The following is a 19462-nucleotide window of genomic DNA, read 5'->3' on the forward strand; positions in this document are numbered from 1 at the left end:
ATACAACAACATTAGTTAATATAAATATTTTAGAGAGATCCTCTAAACAAAATCACTCTGAAATATTTTAGTTTCTCATTTAAATATATTAATTTATATAACTAGTTCTAGTAGTCAGACTATTCATCTGTTCGCTAAAGATAATCCTATAACCGAATAAGTTAATACGTTTAACAAGATGGTTTATAATGTAATAGAACATAAAAGACGATATACAAGACGATATACAAATAAATAAATTATCCATCTTTAACATGGCAACATTATATCTATAATAAACAAAGATATAGGCTGCAGTATGATTGAGATAATCAATAAGAATTAACATAAAATATCAAATTAATAAATAGAAGTATCACGAAAATTTCTTGGAATAGAATACACGATGTGCGTTAATCGCTCATAAAGCAGATTACAAGCAAAAATAATAATATATATACATAAAGAAGAGAAACTCTTAAATAATATAAAATATGCAGCTCAGTGAGATAAATTTATAATCATTAGGATATGAGCTAAGTCACATTTTGAGCGTATGTTATTCTGATTTAAACTAATTTATTAAAAAATATAAGATATGATGTCATTGTAATAAATATTATAGCACATAGAGTCCTTTCACTAATACTATTTCTTTAATATACTTAGAATAAAATAGACACGACAATTCCTATAAATAAGACTAAACCTACGTAACTATTATTTGAAAAAGCTCGAAAGCACATCATCGGATTACGATGTGAAACTAATTTATGTTGATAAATAAAAAGCAAGCCAGCTATTATAATACCACAGTAATAGGCAATATTAAGATTATTGAGGTGACCAATTAGTAACATAAACAACAGCGTAGCTAATTGCAACAAACCCAGAATAAGAGTATCAAAACGACCAAATAGAATTGCCGTAGATTTAATACCAATTTTTAGATCATCATTCTTATCAACCATTGCGTATTCTGTATCATAAGCAATGGTCCAGCATGTATTAGCTAAGTACAGAACCCAGCAGCTTAACGGTAGACTTTTAGTGACAGCTGCATATACCATGGGTATTGACCAACTAAAAGCTATACCTAATACAACCTGAGGTAAGTGGGTAATACGTTTCATAAAAGGATAAACTAACACTAAAACTAGCGCAACTAGAGATAAAAAAATTGTCATTGCATTCAGCATTAATACTATTCCAAAAGATATTAATATAAGCATTATAAATAAGATCTTGCTCTCTTTTTCTGTAACTAGTCCACCCGGAAGTGGACGCTGAGCTGTGCGTTTTACATGAAGATCTAAGCGTCGATCAGCAAAATCATTCAGAACACACCCAGCCGCCCGCATAAAAAAGACGCCTACTGTAAATATAGTGAATATTAATATGCTAGGAGGTTGCCTGCCACTAGCTAACCATAATGCCCAATAAGTCGGCCAGAGCAATAAAAGACACCCGATTGGTTTGTCTATCCTCATTAGACTATAATAAGCCCGCCACTTGGTTTGGGTCATTAATCCCTCAGAATAAATATTTTAGTGAAATATTAGAATAAATAATTTTTGATAAAATACTAAAAACTTCTTGTGATCCTTCCTCCTTACTTTACTCAAAGTTAATTTGAATAATATTTTATCAAATATTGATAAAAAGATATAGGGTATGTTTGGCAACATGTAATATTAGATTACAAATCTAATCCATGAATATTTTTTAAAAAAATAGTTTTAATCCTTAAAATTGCTATTTATAGTATGCATACTATTAAATAACTAATTTAGTTTTTAATATATCTTTATAGTCTATCAAATACTAATTTAGTTCATAAGATAAAGCAACATATTGAAATATACTTGATAGTTTAATAAAACAGCTTCATTTTATGAAAAATTGTACTTAAAGTATATATTTATGCAAAATATACTGTTATTTTTGATTAAAGGATATCTTATGGGTTCATAAATAAAATATTTAAGACTATCCTTAGGGATAATTAAATTGGTATTAATAATGTCAACATCATTATAATAAAATTGCTGAACAAGAGAATAGATAAGACTGTTTTTAATTTATGGATTCAATATCTCACTTATACATTATTGTCCATCGCAACTGTTTTAATCTCTCTACACCTCACATAAAGCACACTCTAAAAAGAGAAAATATTATGCAAGAGTTAGATTTAGATCGCAAAAAAATTGAATCCAAATTTGAAATACTCGAGAGTAGAATAGCGTTTCAGGAAATTAATATAGAAGAGTTAAGCCAGAAAGTTATATCCCTACAGTTAGATTTGAATAAATGTTGTAAGCAAATTTACTTATTGGTGGACAAGCTTAAAGGATTACAGTTATCAATGGTTGCCCATGATTTAGAAGATACTCTACCACCACATTACTAATATCTAAACTATTGTTACAAATCAGCGGATAAAAGGATACAATAAATCGTACATCTTTAGATTGCTTACTTATAATTATTATACCAATATTTTGCATTAAAATTATAAATCCCAAGTCTATTCTGCGAAGATGAGTATCTTCATGGAAATTCAATAAGAGCATATTATAATATGATTAATAAATATTAATGTCTTGCAAGAATTTAGCATAAAGCCTAAATAATGCGGTACATCGAATATGTGAGATACTTAAGGTTAATATAAGATATTGTAGAGTTCTCTCGCACGTTCAGAGAAGACCGTCACCATATTTACTGCTAATGGTTTAAGCAACTGATATAACATTACTTCGATCAGTTTATTACTTATTTCAAACTCAAGGTAAAGCTCTACTCTGCAGGACTTAGCACCCAAGGAAATAAAATACCAAGCACCTCGTAGTTTACGGAATGGACCGTTAAGAAGCTGCATTTTTATGCTAGAATTCTCTGATAGAATATTTCGAGTAGTGAAGGTTTCACTCATGCCTGCTTTAGAAATATTGATAGTAGCAGTCATCAAGTTTGGTCCTGAATCTAATACATAACTGCCTATGCAACCAGGTAAAAATTCAGGATACGCAGAAACATCGTGAACTAAGTGGTACATTTGCATAGCACTAAATGGCAATAACGCAGAACGGTTAATATGTGGCATAGCAACTCCTTATAAGTAAACAAATCATATGATTTAATTTTTCTTTGAAAATAAATTCCTTCAACACAGTCCTTTTAATGTATATTATATATCTGCTCATTATGACAGGATCTTTACATCTTGATTTAATTCATATAATAATATTATTATGACAAAGCAAAAAATAAATAATATCTCCTCAAATACAATTGCTATAAATAAACGTGCTCGTTATGAATACTTCATAGAAGATGAATTCGAAGCTGGATTAGTGCTGCAAGGTTGGGAGGTTAAGTCTATGCGCGCAGGAAGAGCGAACATAACAAATAGCTACGTAACTTTTCACAATGGCGAAACTTATCTATTTGGTGCTACTATTCAGCCACAGCAACTAGTATCTAGCCATATGTTTTACGATCCAATGCGTACGCGCAAATTACTGCTAAAAAAAAGAGAATTAGAAACACTAGTCGGCAAAGTTAGTCGTGACGGCTTTACTATAATTACCCTATCGCTGTACTGGAAAGAAGCTTGGTCTAAAATTAAAATAGGCCTAGCAAAAGGAAAAAAAGAACAAGATAAACGCTATGAAATAAAATCTCGTGAATGGAAATTAGATAAAGCACGAATTATGAAACAAGCAAACCGCTAAATTCCTATCCATGGAGATATATCTTCTGATATACTTCTCAACAGTTACTCGGGGCTGATTCTGGATTCGACGGGATTGACAAAACTTGAGGAGCATGCCGAGGGGCGGTTGGCCTCGTAAAATAAGCCGCAAAAAATAGTAGCAAACGACGAAAACTACGCTCTAGCAGCTTAATAACCTGTTAGGCCCTCTCTCTCTAGCCTCAGCTCTTAGGACGGGGATCAAGAGAGGTCAAATATAAAAGAGATCGTGTTTATATACCTTGTTTGGGGTGAAAACATTAAATATAATCAAGCTAGTTTATTAGTGGCGTGTCTATCCGCAGCTAATAGGTAAAAGAATATCAAGCATAGACTAAGCATGTAGTGCCAACAGCGTAGTAATTTCGGACGGGGGTTCAAATCCCCCCAGCTCCACCACAATACTATTTTTAGTATTACACAGATAAAGACTAAACAATTATATTTTACAATAGCTACAAAAATATTATTTCTAGTTTATAACTTGTAAATTTTGGCAGTATGCTTGCAAAATAATTTATTTATCAATACAAGAACACACCCTGAGTTTTATCGCATGATTTAGAATTACTAATAACTCATCATGATGAGTTATTAGAGCAGAAATATAGAATAATATTTAATAATAAATATAAAAAATCTTTATAAGATCTGGATATAGATATAAATCTAAATATATTGAAATACCCATTTTAGAATAAAATAGTTATAATATACAAATTATCCTTAACATTATTTAGATGTAGATACTAGATAACTCTTCTGTGCATAAGATTGTTCATATGAGTGCTGACTAACACTATCCATAATTTTATTTCTTATTTTAAAGAAATAATAATATTATTTTATCAAGAGCATCTGTTCGAATAGCATATAGAAATAAAGGATGTCATTTATCTTTATTTAAGAACTATATATTCTTACTACTTAATTTACCTTGAATATACCCATGGAGAATTATTGCTAAGAAGCAGAGAATGCCGTTATTTCGATTCAGATAATATCTGAAAGATGTTTATAAAAACACTGGTAAGTGTGACTTATAAAATGTATAGTTTACAGAAAATATTGCATATATTTATAAATATCACGCGTAAGATAGGTCTATGCCTAGAAACTGTTTTTCTAAAATTAATCCTAAACATGATGCAATGTAGTTCTAAGATGGTATCTAATCATCTATCTGAGGTGGTGTGATGTAGTTAATCAATATCAAGGATATAATTATCAACTACATGTATTGAAGAATCATCAGAGATAGTATGGCTTTCTCTCTCTAATTATAAAATTATATACCCATTAGTTTTAAAGGCTGCTCATAGAATTAGTTCATTTAATGAATACTTAATAATCTCTGCTCACATCAATAAATATTACGTATAATCTATATATAATTACAATTTTATAATATAAAATATCTAAAAAATAAATAAGATACATAGAAAGATCATTTTTTAATATAAAATTAACAGAAATTTATTATTTTGAAATAATAATAAATGCAATTTATTTAAATTATTTAATTGGTTTATGCGAGTTATAGATTATGTAATAATTTACAACAATAAGAATGATATTCTTACAATTACTTTATTATACAATCATAAAAATTTTTTTATTCACTTATTTGCTGTAAAGGGTTTTTTGTCAAATATAATATTCTAAGGCAGTCAACTATTTCACTAAAATACATGATAAATTGCAAAGAGTATCAATTATAACAGATAACTATTACTTGTATTGATCTCAATCAAGCTTTAGCGGTTTTTATTAGCATCATAAGTGAATAACTTGCAGTTTATAGAATAATAAAAAGTAGAATCATACACAAAAAGAATGAAATTAATTAATTCATGATTAGATGATAGTGTTTCCTAAAAATATCCTTTATATTAGATATATATGAGGTCTCAATAAAATATTTGATTGAGTCAATATAAGAGAAATATCAATTTATTACTAAAAACCTGTTTCTCTGTCTATGTAACATAACAAAACATTGAAGTATAAAAATAATATCAATAATAATATTAAACTTTTAGAATAAATAACAAAACAGTCAATTAAGTATTATTGACAATCATATAATTCAAGGAAATTTACGCGCACCTTAAGTTCTCGATAATATATGACTAAGAGTAATCTCTAGACTGAAGAATTTTAGGATATTCTGTTCCTATCACAGGTAAAATAATTCTTATTACATCGTTCTGTCAATCAATACCAAAATCGTATGCAATTTAGTCAAACTGATAACCCATAAATATTATTACTCAATGATATCCTGAGAATTAGTGAACCAGAATGCCCTGTACTATAAGTAAGAAATGAGCAAACATTAAATTAAATAACAATATAATAAATAGCTTTTAACATGAGTATAGAATAAATATGAGCAAAGAGTTTTCTATAAAAAGTTACAATTGCTATGTTTTATTATAGATAATAGCGCCAGACTAACCAAAGACCACGTATGTAAGATTTGAGAGCATAATTTTAGAATAAAATATATTCTAATCTGGCTTTTCTATCTCGTTCTAATCAATTCTCATTAAGTGTTTAGTGTTCTATGCTAATATTTTTGCCAGAAGACGCAACTATCTTCTGCATCAAAATTATAAATAAATTATTATAAATACAAGATCCCAAAATATATCATTATCTGCTATATAGTAATATTATCAATAATACATACTTTTATCTCATGAAATATTACAACTTGCTAGGAATATATATTTGATCTTTATTAAATACTACTTGTCTGTAGTAATTGGTAAATTATAGAGTTATAATACTATTAATAATCAGTGTAAGATATGATAGTTAATATTTATAATGGATAATATCCATAAGATTTTCTTGTATTATCATTTTCTTATTTTATTTAAACTTATAAGTCTTAATTATATTTCTCAATTACGCATCCTAATCTAGCATGACGACTAGTAGATGGTATAGTTCTACAGTATGTTTAGGACATGATTCTCCTACATTGTACATGTATCCCTTGGAGTTTAAAGTTGCTATTAAGGTACTCAGTAAAGATTTATCTAAAAACTCAAGAGAATGTATACCACGCGATATCGATAGATGTTGTGCCATAATCCAGCTTTTTTTTTCTAACTCACTTCGGCTTATTTTTGGATTAGAGATAAGAAGAGAGAATGTAATAGCATAACGTTGAAGAGTTTCCCGTACGACTGCTGCCAATAACGTTACCACAAAAATACGGTCATGGTTTATCATCAAATCATTGCCATTTATAAAAAGAAGTTTCTGGCGAGATAACTCTATGACTATCGATTTAAGAAGCTCTGGTAAATCAATTATTTGATGACACAAGAATAGATCCTTTTCAAAAAGAGGATATAACATCTCGAGATACCGCAATAGACTCTTGAAAGAAATACTATTATAGTGCATGACTATGTTAGATATTAGCGATGGCAGTACAAGCATGTGCTGAATATTGTTACGGTAGTATGCCAGCAATAAAGCCTGCTCTTGTGGTAGGATGATAAGATGACCAATATTATTTTTCTTTACTGCAAATTTACCCATATGTATAGCGTGTTTTAATAAATCTTCCGGATTTTGATTTGGCGTAGTTACACGCGCAGCATACGGAGTATTATTCAGAAGATCTAAATAACATACCAATTGTTCTAGCAACTGTTCTCGAGTAAGTGCATGCGGACTAGCAGCAAGCACAGCTGTAGAACATAGGTTTATTGCATTTGCTGCTGCTGATTTATTTATGTTAACCATAATAGTATGGGCAATAGCGTTAACAGTTGGGGTGAACCATCTTGGACGTTGCGGTTCTACGGCGTTAATCGACTCTCTCCATTCTGGGACATGCTGGTTCAGCCAGTTATTAATGTTAATTGGCTCACCAAAGTTTACATGTACTTCTCCCAAATTACGTAACTTAGTAAGACCGCGAAACATTTGAATTATATTTTCATTTTCTTTTATTGCTCCACCTAGCTCTTTAGCATAAGTTACCACCTCCATAATATGTTCATAACCAATATACACAGGAACAAGGGTGACAGGACGTCTGCTACCTCGTAATATTGATTGGATAGTGATAGCTAAAGTACCTGTTTTCGGTTCAAGTAAACGCCCTGTACGTGAGCGTCCCCCTTCCATAAAATACTCAATAGAATAACCGCGGCTAAATAACTCACTTAGATATTCACGGAATATGGTAGAATATAGCTTATTTCCCTTAAAAGTACGGCGAATAAAAAATGCACCTAAACGACGCAAAATAGAACCAACTGGCCAAAAATTTAGATTTATCCCTGCCGCGATATGCGGCGGAACCAAGCCTTGTTGGTATAGCACGTATGATATTAGCAGATAATCCATGTGACTACGGTGGCAAGGTACATAAACAATTTCATGTCCTGCCTGTGCCAAATTTAGCACAGATTCTACATGATGGACATTAATACTCTGATATAAACGATTCCATAACCAGGCCAGCACACGATTAGATAAACGTACTGTTGCATAAGTAAAATTTGCAGCGATCTCTTTCATCAAAACAACTGCTTTTTGCTCGGCCTTTTCTAGAGAAATTTTTTTGCTGCGCGATTCACCTTCAACAGCTTTTCGAATTGCTTTGGATGATAACATTTTAATAAATAGATCCCGAGGCTCTAATGGAATTGGACCTACAGCAGATAAACGCTGCCGGAAAAAATGCATGCGTGCTAAGCGAACCATTTTGTGTGCGATCACGTGGTCACTACCGTATTTATCTGAGATATGACGCAGTGACACTGAGCTAGAAAAATGCACAAAACTATCACGCCCTAACCATATTACAACAAAACATTTCTTAACAAAGTTAAAAAAATGCAGGCGTGGACAGCTATTAGAAGCGTGAAGATGCGGAGAACGACCAAACATCACCGATGTTGGGATGATTTGGATATCAAGAAAAGGATTGTGACGATGAATTTCTATATAATACTGAAATAGTTTTACTGATTTTTGTATTGTCGCATTGTGACATCCACGCAGATCATCAAGAAAAACGTAACGAGGCAATATAGTACCGTTAATTTGATTAGTGTCCAATGGATCAGGCAAATTATGAATCAGACAACAATGGCGTAGAGTTAATAAATCTAATTTTGAATTACAGGGTAAGATATAAACAACCGGTCTGGTCATATCTAAACATAGCTGAGACACTGGTTGAGAAGGTATTATCGTGCTTCTCACTAGTATTTTGATCTTGAACTTTAATAAATTCAAGAAAAATCTACGCCAGCATAAGATAAAAAAGAGAAGACTAGTGTTAGCTATTCGCATAAAGAATACCGGAAAAATTTAGCTCTGGGTCTTAATTAAATAAGAACTGGCGATAATTATATTCTTTATTGATACAAGCAAGATTCTATCGCTTTCATAACTCTTATCTCTTTATAATTTTTGCTAAATTTTATTTCCATATTATATATTAAAGATAATACCTGCGTTAGTGATATTGATAACTAATATTAGTAAATTACATATTTTTACTTGCGAATTGATGTTAATTTATAGGTGATTAGAACGACAGTCTAATCTTTAGACTAGCATTTTATAGATTACGGTATTCTACAATTTTAGACCATACCTAATTCTAGTGATTATGATAGATGATACCATAGTTAACTTTTACATAAAAAATAATTTGATCTGTGAGCCATGACTAGTTTTTTAACAATTACAGAAGGAAATTGGTGATTAGCGCAACTGTTTTAGGTATGAACTCTTGATAGATTTCTTTATGTCTTTATTAGTAAGCTTTTTATTAATCAGTCCGCCAGACAAATATATTACTGCAAAAAAGAACTTAAACATTCAGTATATTATAAATTGATTTTAGAATAATGCTCTCCTATGCTATCTTGACGCATGAAAACTATGATGTCCATTTATTAAAATTATAAAATTTATCATGCGATAATTTATCTTGACTGATAAAATAATAATTGACTGCACGTATATATAACCACCCTATCTAATTTTCCTAATTTAAAATCCTGGATAAGAGATTATAATAACATTAATCAGTATTAACTGATTTCTATATAAGCTTAAATATCTAGAATAATATCAATATAGCTATTTAAAATAGAGCTATCCTAGTATTATTTTGACAGAATAGTCAGTTGATTTACTAAACGTAAGTTTATGAATATTAATTTTAATATAAATCTAAGTTATAGGTTTTACTTATTAACCATTGAATTAGGTATTCAGCAATAATACGTAATATTTATAGCTAATAAAGTATAGATAATACCAAATATATAAAAGAAAAATAATTTTTCTGAAAAAATAAATATAAATAGCAAAACTTTATAATTTTGGTAAATCCTCTAAAGGCCATCGTGGACGAACGGAAATTATCAAATTTAAATTGATGCCATGTTTTAAACGTACCATGCCAGCATAAGCAATCATTGCACCGTTATCTGTACAAAATTCAGAGCGAGGAAAAAATGCTTTACCACCCCTGTTCTCCATCATTACAGCTAAATTGGTCCGTAGCTGAAGATTATCAGCTACACCACCAGCAATTATCAAATACTTAAATCCTGTCTGTTCTAATGCACGTTTGCATTTGATAGTTAAGGTATCCACTACAGCTTCTTCGAATGCAAGAGCAATATCAGCACGTGTTTGATTATCTGCCTGATGATCACGAATAGTATTAGCTGCAAAGGTTTTCAGACCGGAGAAGCTAAAATTAAGATCTGGGCGATCTATCATAGGGCGCGGGAAAAAAAACCGTCCCTTTTTTCCTTGCTGGGCGATTTTGGATAACATGGCTCCACCGGGATAGCCTAGTCCGAGCAATTGAGCGATCTTATCGAAAGATTCACCTGCAGCATCATCTAAAGATTCTCCTAGCAGTTGATATCTTCCGATACTAGTTACGGCAATTAATTGAGTATGCCCTCCAGAAACCAATAGGGCAACACATGGAAAATGCGGAGAATTATCTTCTAGCATTGGAGCAAGCAAATGGCCCTCCATATGATGAACAGGAATTGCGGGTAAATCCCATGCAAATGCCAGAGATTTCCCTATTGAAGCTCCTACTAATAAAGACCCGACTAAACCTGGTCCCGCTGTATAAGCGACTCCATCTAGGTCTTGTCCAGTTAACTTAGCTTCTTTTAAAGCAGCTTGAATCAGAGGAATAGTTTTTCGGATATGGTCGCGAGACGCTAATTCCGGTACAATACCACCGTAATCAGAATGTGTTTTTACCTGGCTGTATAAGTGGTTAGCCAGTATACCCGCTTTATCATCATAAATACTAATACCTGTGTCATCACAGGATGTTTCAATTCCTAAAATACGCATGGCTGTTTCAATAATATTTCTCTCCAAAAGAAGATGGAATATAGTAGCATAATTCAGCTATACTGTTTCCTGTATTGCTATCCCTAATTAATAAATTAAACTACCTGCTATAATAATCATGTCATTCCTGATCATAATTTAAAAATTAATCACTAAAGGATAGAAAGTCTGTAGACATTAAGACAACACTGTTTTATAAAAGAACATTCTTTATATTCAAAATAGCATTATTTTCAACAGCTAACACTAAGTTGGCAAAACACTGATTGATATCGAGGTGAGAGAGGCAAATGCCATTAATTAAAGTACGTGAGAATGAGCCATTCGACGTCGCTCTACGGCGCTTTAAGCGTTCATGCGAGAAAGCAGGTATTTTAGCCGAAGTACGTCGTCGTGAATTTTATGAAAAACCCACAACTGAACGTAAACGCGCTAAAGCTTCTGCAGTAAAACGTCATGCCAAAAAAATAACTCGTGAAAATGCACGTCGTACCCGTCTATACTAATTTTGTATTAGATGAATTTTTGCACATACTGAATAGGTAATTCAGTATTAATAGTAGTCAATATTTAAAGAGGCTTTATCAGTATATTTTAACATCCAAGAACCAGCCAACTCTTAAAAGGTGGTTGGTTCTGCTTCCGTCTCTATTTTATATAGTTAATGCAGCTAAAGCTGTGCCGTTAAACAATAATGTCAGGACTTATGGCAGGACTAATTCCACGTTTATTCATACATGACTTGCTCAGTCGGACTGATATTATAGATCTTGTCTGCACAAGATTACAATTAAAAAAAAGAGGCAAGAACTACTATGCCTGCTGTCCATTCCATAACGAAAAAACACCTTCATTTACTGTTAACTCAGGTAAACAGTTCTACCACTGTTTCGGCTGTGGAGCTCACGGCAACGCTATTGATTTTTTGATGCATTACGATAAATTGAAATTTATAGAGAGCATTGAAGAACTAGCTGCTATAGCGGGCCTTGACGTTCCTTTTGAACCAGGAAATAAGACTTCTAAAACAGAGTATCACCATCGTCAGATGGTATATCAATTAATGAATAACATAAAAGATTTCTATCAAGAAACTTTATTAACTAGCCCAAGCAGCAAATATGCGCACCAGTATCTTGTACAGCGTGGACTAGGACGAGATATTATGAAGCACTTTAATATCGGATATGCACCACCAGGATGGGATAATATTCTTAAGCGATTTGGTCATAATTTTTCTAGCAGAAAAGATCTTAATTATGCTGGTATGCTAGTCAATGATGACAAAGGTAGAACCTACGACCGATTCCGAGACCGTGTTATTTTCCCAATCCGAGACAGACGTGGACGAGTTATAGCTTTTGGTGGACGTACTATAGGTAATAGTATACCTAAATACATTAATTCTCCTGAAACCGAGATTTTCCATAAAGGAAGAAACTTATTTGGCCTTTATGAGGCACAGAGGCACAATACTAAATTATCCTGCCTTCTAGTTGTTGAAGGTTATATGGACGTAGTAGCACTAGCACAATTCGGGATAGATTATGCCTTATCCTCCTTGGGTACTGCTACAACATCAGAACATATTCAGCTCATGTTCCGCACAACTGATACTGTAGTTTGCTGCTACGATGGCGACAACGCCGGACGTGAGGCAGCTTGGAGAACACTGAAAAATGCGTTATCCTTCTTGGAAGATGGTAGGCAGTTGAGATTTATGTTTTTACCTAACGGCGAAGATCCTGATACACTGATACGTAAAGAAGGAAGATCGGCATTTCAAAAACGCATTGATCAATCCCAACCTTTATCCTCTTTCTTATTTAATACTTTAATGAGACAAGTAGATTTGAGCAGCCCCGATGGGCGCGCGAAATTGAGTACATTAGTTTTGCCGTTAATTAGACAGATTCCAGGCGAAACATTGAAGCTATATCTAAGGCAGTTTTTAGGACAGAAATTAGGAATTATAGATGATTCTCGGCTCGAAAAGATGTTGTATAGACAAGATAGTAAAATAAATAACCACACTAATAATCAGATAAAAATTACAAATATGCGCCTCTTGATCGGATTGTTAATACAGAATCCATCGCTAGCATATGAAGTTCATACAGTCGAATTTTTATGGAAACAAAAACTGCCAGGATTGGAATTATTTCTTGAACTAGTAGAAACCTGCGTAGCAAATCCAGGATTAACAACTGGCCAGCTTATTGAACGTTACCGAAATAATAAATATGCTAAACAGCTTGAAAATTTAGCAATATGGAACCACATGGTTATTGAGGATAAAGTGCATCAAACATTCCTTGATACACTAGTCTGTCTCTACGATTCGATACTCGAACAACGTCAAGATAAACTGATCGCGTTAGAACGAATTCAGGGATTAGAATCTGATCAGAAAAAAGAATTGTGGAAAATTAGTAAAGCACTAGCTAAAAAAAAACAATAATGCAAGATTTGCAATAAATCTATTGATTTGCACTCAAAATATTTTTTGTACTTAGAAAAAATTAATACTTTCCAATTATAAAATAGCCTTGTTAGGTTTTCAAACGTCAATAACAGTCTGACATTCCAATAAAAGCGGGAATAAACTTCTGATCATTCTGTAATATCGGAAAGTCAGAAGTAGTCAGTAAACCGTATCAATTATTGTTGATGGCTATACTGCTCAACACCGATTTAAACCCTGAAGTATGGATATAGTTTTATGGAGCAAAACCCGCAGTCACAGCTGAAAATTCTTGTTAACAAGGGTAAAGAGCAAGGCTACTTAACCTATGCTGAGGTTAACGACCATTTACCAGAAGACATAATAGACTCCGATCAAATTGAAGATATCATCCAGATGATTAATGACATGGGTATTCAAGTCATGGAGAAAGCACCTGATGCTGATTATTTAATGCTAGCAGAAAATATTGCTGACGAAGATGCAACAGAGGCTGCTGTGCAAGTACTATCAAGTGTAGAATCCGAAATAGGCCGCACTACTGATCCTGTGCGCATGTATATGCGGGAAATGGGAACTGTAGAGCTTCTAACACGTGAAGGCGAAATAGACATTGCTAAACGCATAGAAGAAGGAATAAACCAGGTTCAGCGCTCAGTGACGGAGTACCCAGAAGCAATTACTTATTTGCTTGAGCAGTATGATCATGTTCAATCAGAAGAATATCGTCTATCTGATATAATTACCGGTTTTGTAGATCCTAACGCAGAAGAATATTTTTCAGCAACTGCAACTAACGTAGGTTCAGATCTCTCTTCAGAAGAGCTCAATGAAGAAGACGAAGACAATGAAAACGAAGAAAATACCGATCACCATAATATTGATGAAGAATTAGCTCGCCAAAAGTTTTCTGAACTCCGTGAACAATATCAAAAAACTCATATAGCTATTAAAGCTCATGGGCGTAAACATGAGGTAGTAGAAGAAGAAATTCTAAATCTTTCAGAAGTTTTTAAACAATTCCGTCTAGTGCCAAAACAATTCGATCACCTGGTCAACAACATGCGTCAGATGATGGATCGTGTGCGAACCCAAGAAAGATTAATTATGAAACTCTGCGTCGAACAGAGCAAAATGCCAAAGAAAAATTTTATTACCTTGTTCACGGGCAATGAAACTAATACCAGCTGGTTTGATGCTGCTTTAGCTATGGCTAAGCCATGGGGCGAGAAGCTCAAATTCGTACGTAAAGACGTTGAACTGAGTCTAAACAAACTACTTCAAATAGAAGAAGAAACGGATCTTACTATAAAACAAGTAAAAGATATTAATCGTCGAATGTCTATAGGTGAAGCAAAAGCACGTCGTGCAAAAAAAGAAATGGTTGAGGCGAACTTACGCCTAGTTATCTCTATTGCCAAGAAATATACGAATCGTGGCTTGCAGTTCTTAGATCTTATTCAAGAAGGTAACATCGGCCTTATGAAAGCAGTTGATAAATTTGAATACCGTCGTGGTTACAAGTTTTCTACTTATGCAACATGGTGGATCCGGCAGGCTATTACTCGTTCTATCGCAGATCAGGCCCGAACCATACGTATCCCTGTTCATATGATAGAGACTATTAACAAACTTAATCGCATTTCTCGTCAAATGCTACAAGAGATGGGCCGTGAACCTACGCCGGAAGAGCTAGCTGAAAGAATGATAATGCCAGAAGATAAAATACGTAAAGTTCTAAAAATAGCTAAAGAACCGATTTCAATGGAAACTCCGATCGGTGATGATGAAGATTCACATTTAGGTGATTTTATTGAAGATACAACTTTAGATCTCCCACTAGACTCTGCTACTTCTGAAAGCCTGCGCTCTGCTACCCGTGATGTTCTATCGGGTTTAACAATCCGCGAGGCAAAAGTATTGCGCATGCGATTTGGTATCGACATGAACACAGACCATACGTTAGAAGAAGTAGGCAAACAATTCGATGTTACACGTGAACGCATTCGTCAGATCGAAGCGAAGGCGCTGCGCAAATTGCGCCACCCCAGTCGTTCTGAAGTCTTGCGTAGCTTCTTAGACGATTAATTTTTTGCTAAACCTTTCTAGAATATTCCAACTAATAATGCTTTAAACATGTCTGAATGCAGAATATTTCCAAGAGAAAACAAAATGCTACATTTGATACTCAGTAATGAAAGATAAATATTATATAACAAATATAGATCGCTTGTCCAAATCTTTTACCACTCAACTATAACTAATTTAGCATAATCATATTTATTTACTAATTTTAAAATATAGTATGGATAAACTAATGTTTAGCTATAGTTTATACATATAAAATTATTTCGTTATACCCCTAAAAGACGTTAGATACTAATAATATTTATTTTAATCAAAATAGCATTATTTAATGATAAAAAATTTTCTAGGCATACAAAATAATTAATGTGCAAAACCTATGAGTCGATAAAATAGTTGATTGCGCTATAAACACATATAGAAGTAATATAATTGATTGACTAACTAAGTCTAGAAAAGATAATATAAAATTATGATAGATTATAACATTATGATTATTTTAATAAGAGAGATTTTCTTAGTATAACTATACCTATAATAGATAGTTGTACTATGCAATTAATATATTTTAAATATTTAGATTATTTCTCTTTACAATATCTTCATTTCAATAGTAAAGTAACAAGCTTATCATGTAGTAGATAGGCTATGTAATTAACCGCATATATATTAGAATGATACTTGTTTTATAATAAATTCGATCACATTATTCTTCTTGCTCTGAACCACTGAAGAAATTACGTTAATTTTGTAAAATATCCTTTCAATTTTTTGTGAGTGCAGACGCTTTATATCTATTTAAAACTTTCATTTTATGTTAAAACACACATAACATCACTAAACATCTCATCTATAATAAATATTATATACATTTTTTAATTCAATTATATTGTATTTATGTCATATTGCATCCATGTGTACATGGAGTTGTTATAGTTTGCAGTAATTTATAATAAAATTTGATCTATTTTATATAGACATAAAAATTCTAGATAATCACAGGATTCTTAATCCTTGATTAAATTGTAACTTATAAGTTTTAGATGATATATCTATCAATGCTTCTAATGATTAGATGTAGACAAGAGAATAAATATAGGTATCCTGAAATATTATAAGTAAAAATCTGTCCTCTTATTAAGAGAGTTATCTTTATTCTTCAGATCATAATATTATTTTTTGTTATAACCACAGGTATTCTTAGTTTTTAGTGTTATCTTTTAAAAAACTACTAAATTGTATTATTTTAAAACCAAATATATGTTTAATAATATTACTCAGCATCTAGAAGTAGTCTAAAATATTTTTATAAGACCTTATAAAATGCTTGCTAACAATTAGTTGATACTTTAATCTTTATTTAATAACCAAATATTTATCTAGACATTCTATACAAAGAAATCTTAAGTATTTTAATATTTAGTAACTATTTAATCTTTTCTGAGATGCAAAATATTTTTTTTGTATGCTATATTGTCTTTAATAACTAATCTAAATATTCGATCACAATTAATTCATAGCTACATCTATTTTTATGAGATTTACTGTATGATTCTCTGAAAGCATGCAGTTAGTTTATGGGATATTATTAATACCATATACATCGTAAATATAGATTTTTAAGCCGCTATCATTATAAGCTTAAGATTATATTAAAATTTATTAAATAAAATGTAATCAGATATTTTTTAATAAAATTCAATATTGATTGCAATCATATTTTAACATATAAAATATGTAGTTGGTTATTCTATTAAAAATTAAAAAGATTTACTAGTAATCGCAATACAATTTTTTAAAAAAAATTTTTAATGATTTTTTTAATTACACTCTACTTAGAGTAGAGTCTAAACAACTTATATCAGAATAACACTAATAGAGGATCTAAATATATGCAGAAACAACGACAGAAAATAATGTTATATTTAACATAGTTATAATCTTAATGTCGTCGCCATAAGATGGCTTAATATACTTATCAAGTTGTGTAGAGACAAGCACCTTAAATATGATAAATTGCGCATCAAGCAATACAAGATATCTATTATGAAATTTTCAACACAGGCTAATTATACAAGGAGTTACGCCTAACTAATAAATTAATTAACTATGTTAAGTAATATACATTTATATATACCACCCTAAACAAACTCCGCAATGCAATAGTTAGTTTGTCTGTAAAAGAATAAAAAAATTTTATATATTACCCGCAAACTTAAACTGATCTAATCACTTCATTCCATTTCAAGAGACATGCAAGAAATTATAGTTATGATTATTTATTTAGTAGTAGTATTAAGAAAATAGTTTGTTATCTCGATATAATTGTCACGAAAAGCCGCAAATGAATTATTAGATGATATTCTTGAATATATAGATTTATCAATGTTTTACTTATTTTATAAACCACAAGCATATTGCTACAATTTATGACATACAGATGCTAGTAAATGATTCATGTCTTAGAAAAATTCTTTTTATAAGAGCAGATATATTTTAGCGCTTGTATTAAATAGTACGGTATAATATTCCTCGAAATATTTTATAAATGGAGTAACAGCCGTTCCTGATTGCAATGATAAAAAATTTCAGTCAATCCAAGAGAGGCTTTTAAGATGTCTATTATTAATATGAAAGATTTAGATCTTTCTGGTAAACGCGTTCTGATCCGTTCAGATCTCAACGTTCCAGTAAAAAATAGAGCAGTAACTTCTGATGCACGAATCCGTGCAGCCTTACCCACCATTAAAGCTGCGTTGAAGCAAGGCGCTCTAGTTATGGTAACTTCACATCTAGGACGTCCTACTGAAGGTCAATACAGCGAAGAATACTCTTTATTGCCTGTAGTTAACTATCTTAAAGAACACCTGCAGTTACCGGTGCGTCTGGTTATAGACTATCTTAACGGAGTTGACCTTGCAAAAGGTGAGCTTGTAATTCTAGAAAATGTTCGTTTCAACAAAGGAGAAACAAAAAACGACGAAAAACTGTCTAAGAAATATGCAAGTCTTTGTGATATTTATGTTATGGATGCATTCGGCACCGCGCATCGCGCACATGCTTCGACTAACGGTGTAGGAAAATTTGCTCCTATAGCATGTGCGGGTCCTCTGCTATCCGCAGAGCTTCTAACACTTGGAAATCTCAAACACCCAATCGTCGCTATTGTTGGTGGATCAAAAGTTTCTACCAAACTAAATCTACTAGATTCTTTATCGAAAATTGCCGACAAGATAATTGTTGGCGGTGGAATAGCAAATACCTTTATTGCTGCGAAAGGCTACAAAGTAGGTAGATCTCTATACGAATCTCATATGGTCGAAGAAGCAAAAAGACTATTAGCTGCCTATGATATCCCGGTGCCAACTGACGTACGGGTTGCTACCGAGTTCTCTGAAACGTCTATTGCAATAATGAAATCTGTAGAAGATATTAAAGATGATGAACAGATTTTAGATCTGGGTGACATCTCTGCATACGCACTATCAGAAATTCTGAAGAATGCAAAAACCATTTTATGGAATGGACCAGTAGGAGTATTTGAATTCCCTAATTTCTGTCAAGGAACAAAAATTGTTGCTGAGGCAATTGCTGCTAGTACTGCATTCTCTATTGCGGGAGGTGGTGATACTCTAGCAGCTATTGACATGTTCGGGATCGCAGAAAAAATTTCTTACATTTCTACTGGCGGTGGATCATTACTTGAATTCATTCAGGGCAACAAGCTGCCCGCTGTCATGATGCTTGAAGAGCAAGCTAAGAAGATTAATAAGAAATCACGGTAAAGGAGTATA

The 19462-nt window shown here is 32.3% G+C and carries 9 protein-coding genes, 1 other RNA gene and 1 pseudogene; 7 read left to right on the plus strand and 4 right to left on the minus strand.

The window, feature by feature from the left end; genetic code table 11:
• Positions 1-644: 644 nt before the first annotated feature.
• Positions 645-1505 carry a 4-hydroxybenzoate octaprenyltransferase gene (ubiA, locus tag KTT71_RS01965; RefSeq protein ID WP_216782195.1) on the minus strand — a complete coding sequence of 287 codons (861 nt, stop codon included), beginning with the start codon at positions 1503-1505 and terminating at the stop codon, positions 645-647.
• A gap of 653 nt (positions 1506-2158) precedes the next feature.
• Here ubiA and KTT71_RS01970 point away from each other — a divergent pair.
• Positions 2159-2392 (plus strand): SlyX family protein, encoded by a 234-nt coding sequence (locus KTT71_RS01970; protein WP_216782196.1) that lies wholly within the window; start codon positions 2159-2161, stop codon positions 2390-2392.
• Between the two features lie 255 nt (positions 2393-2647).
• On the opposite strand, the gene KTT71_RS01975 is transcribed toward KTT71_RS01970, so the two are convergent.
• Entirely contained in the window at positions 2648-3088 is a 441-nt protein-coding gene (locus tag KTT71_RS01975; protein WP_216782197.1) for an SRPBCC family protein, read from the minus strand.
• A gap of 148 nt (positions 3089-3236) precedes the next feature.
• Between KTT71_RS01975 and smpB the strand changes: the two genes are divergently transcribed.
• Together smpB and ssrA are read left to right on the plus strand one after the other, a co-directional pair.
• Entirely contained in the window at positions 3237-3719 is a 483-nt protein-coding gene (gene smpB, locus KTT71_RS01980; protein WP_216782198.1) for an SsrA-binding protein SmpB, read from the plus strand.
• A gap of 50 nt (positions 3720-3769) precedes the next feature.
• Positions 3770-4138, plus strand: a transfer-messenger RNA (tmRNA) gene (gene ssrA, locus KTT71_RS01985).
• Between the two features lie 2532 nt (positions 4139-6670).
• On the opposite strand, the pseudogene plsB reads toward ssrA, so the two are convergent.
• Both plsB and tsaD read right to left on the minus strand, forming a co-directional pair.
• Positions 6671-9070, minus strand: a pseudogene (gene plsB, locus KTT71_RS01990) (glycerol-3-phosphate 1-O-acyltransferase PlsB); the annotation flags it as partial.
• Between the two features lie 1035 nt (positions 9071-10105).
• A complete protein-coding gene (tsaD, locus tag KTT71_RS01995) occupies positions 10106-11119 on the minus strand; it encodes a tRNA (adenosine(37)-N6)-threonylcarbamoyltransferase complex transferase subunit TsaD (RefSeq protein WP_216782753.1) in 1014 nt (337 codons plus the stop codon).
• A 290-nt stretch (positions 11120-11409) separates the two neighbouring features.
• Between tsaD and rpsU the strand changes: the two genes are divergently transcribed.
• The 4 genes from rpsU (at position 11410) to KTT71_RS02015 (ending at position 19453) form a co-directional block, all read left to right on the plus strand.
• Complete coding sequence (gene rpsU, locus KTT71_RS02000; protein WP_216782199.1) at positions 11410-11625, plus strand: 30S ribosomal protein S21; 216 nt, start codon at positions 11410-11412, stop codon at positions 11623-11625.
• Between the two features lie 200 nt (positions 11626-11825).
• A complete protein-coding gene (dnaG, locus tag KTT71_RS02005) occupies positions 11826-13580 on the plus strand; it encodes a DNA primase (protein ID WP_216782200.1) in 1755 nt (584 codons plus the stop codon).
• A gap of 261 nt (positions 13581-13841) precedes the next feature.
• Positions 13842-15671 carry an RNA polymerase sigma factor RpoD gene (rpoD, locus tag KTT71_RS02010; RefSeq protein ID WP_216782201.1) on the plus strand — a complete coding sequence of 610 codons (1830 nt, stop codon included), beginning with the start codon at positions 13842-13844 and terminating at the stop codon, positions 15669-15671.
• A gap of 2612 nt (positions 15672-18283) precedes the next feature.
• On the plus strand, positions 18284-19453 hold the full coding sequence (locus tag KTT71_RS02015) for a phosphoglycerate kinase (protein WP_216782202.1): 1170 nt from the start codon (positions 18284-18286) through the stop codon (positions 19451-19453).
• The last annotated feature ends 9 nt before the right edge of the window (positions 19454-19462 follow it).

This window comes from Candidatus Profftia tarda (assembly GCF_904848675.1).
Classification (GTDB): domain Bacteria; phylum Pseudomonadota; class Gammaproteobacteria; order Enterobacterales; family Enterobacteriaceae; genus Profftia; species Profftia tarda.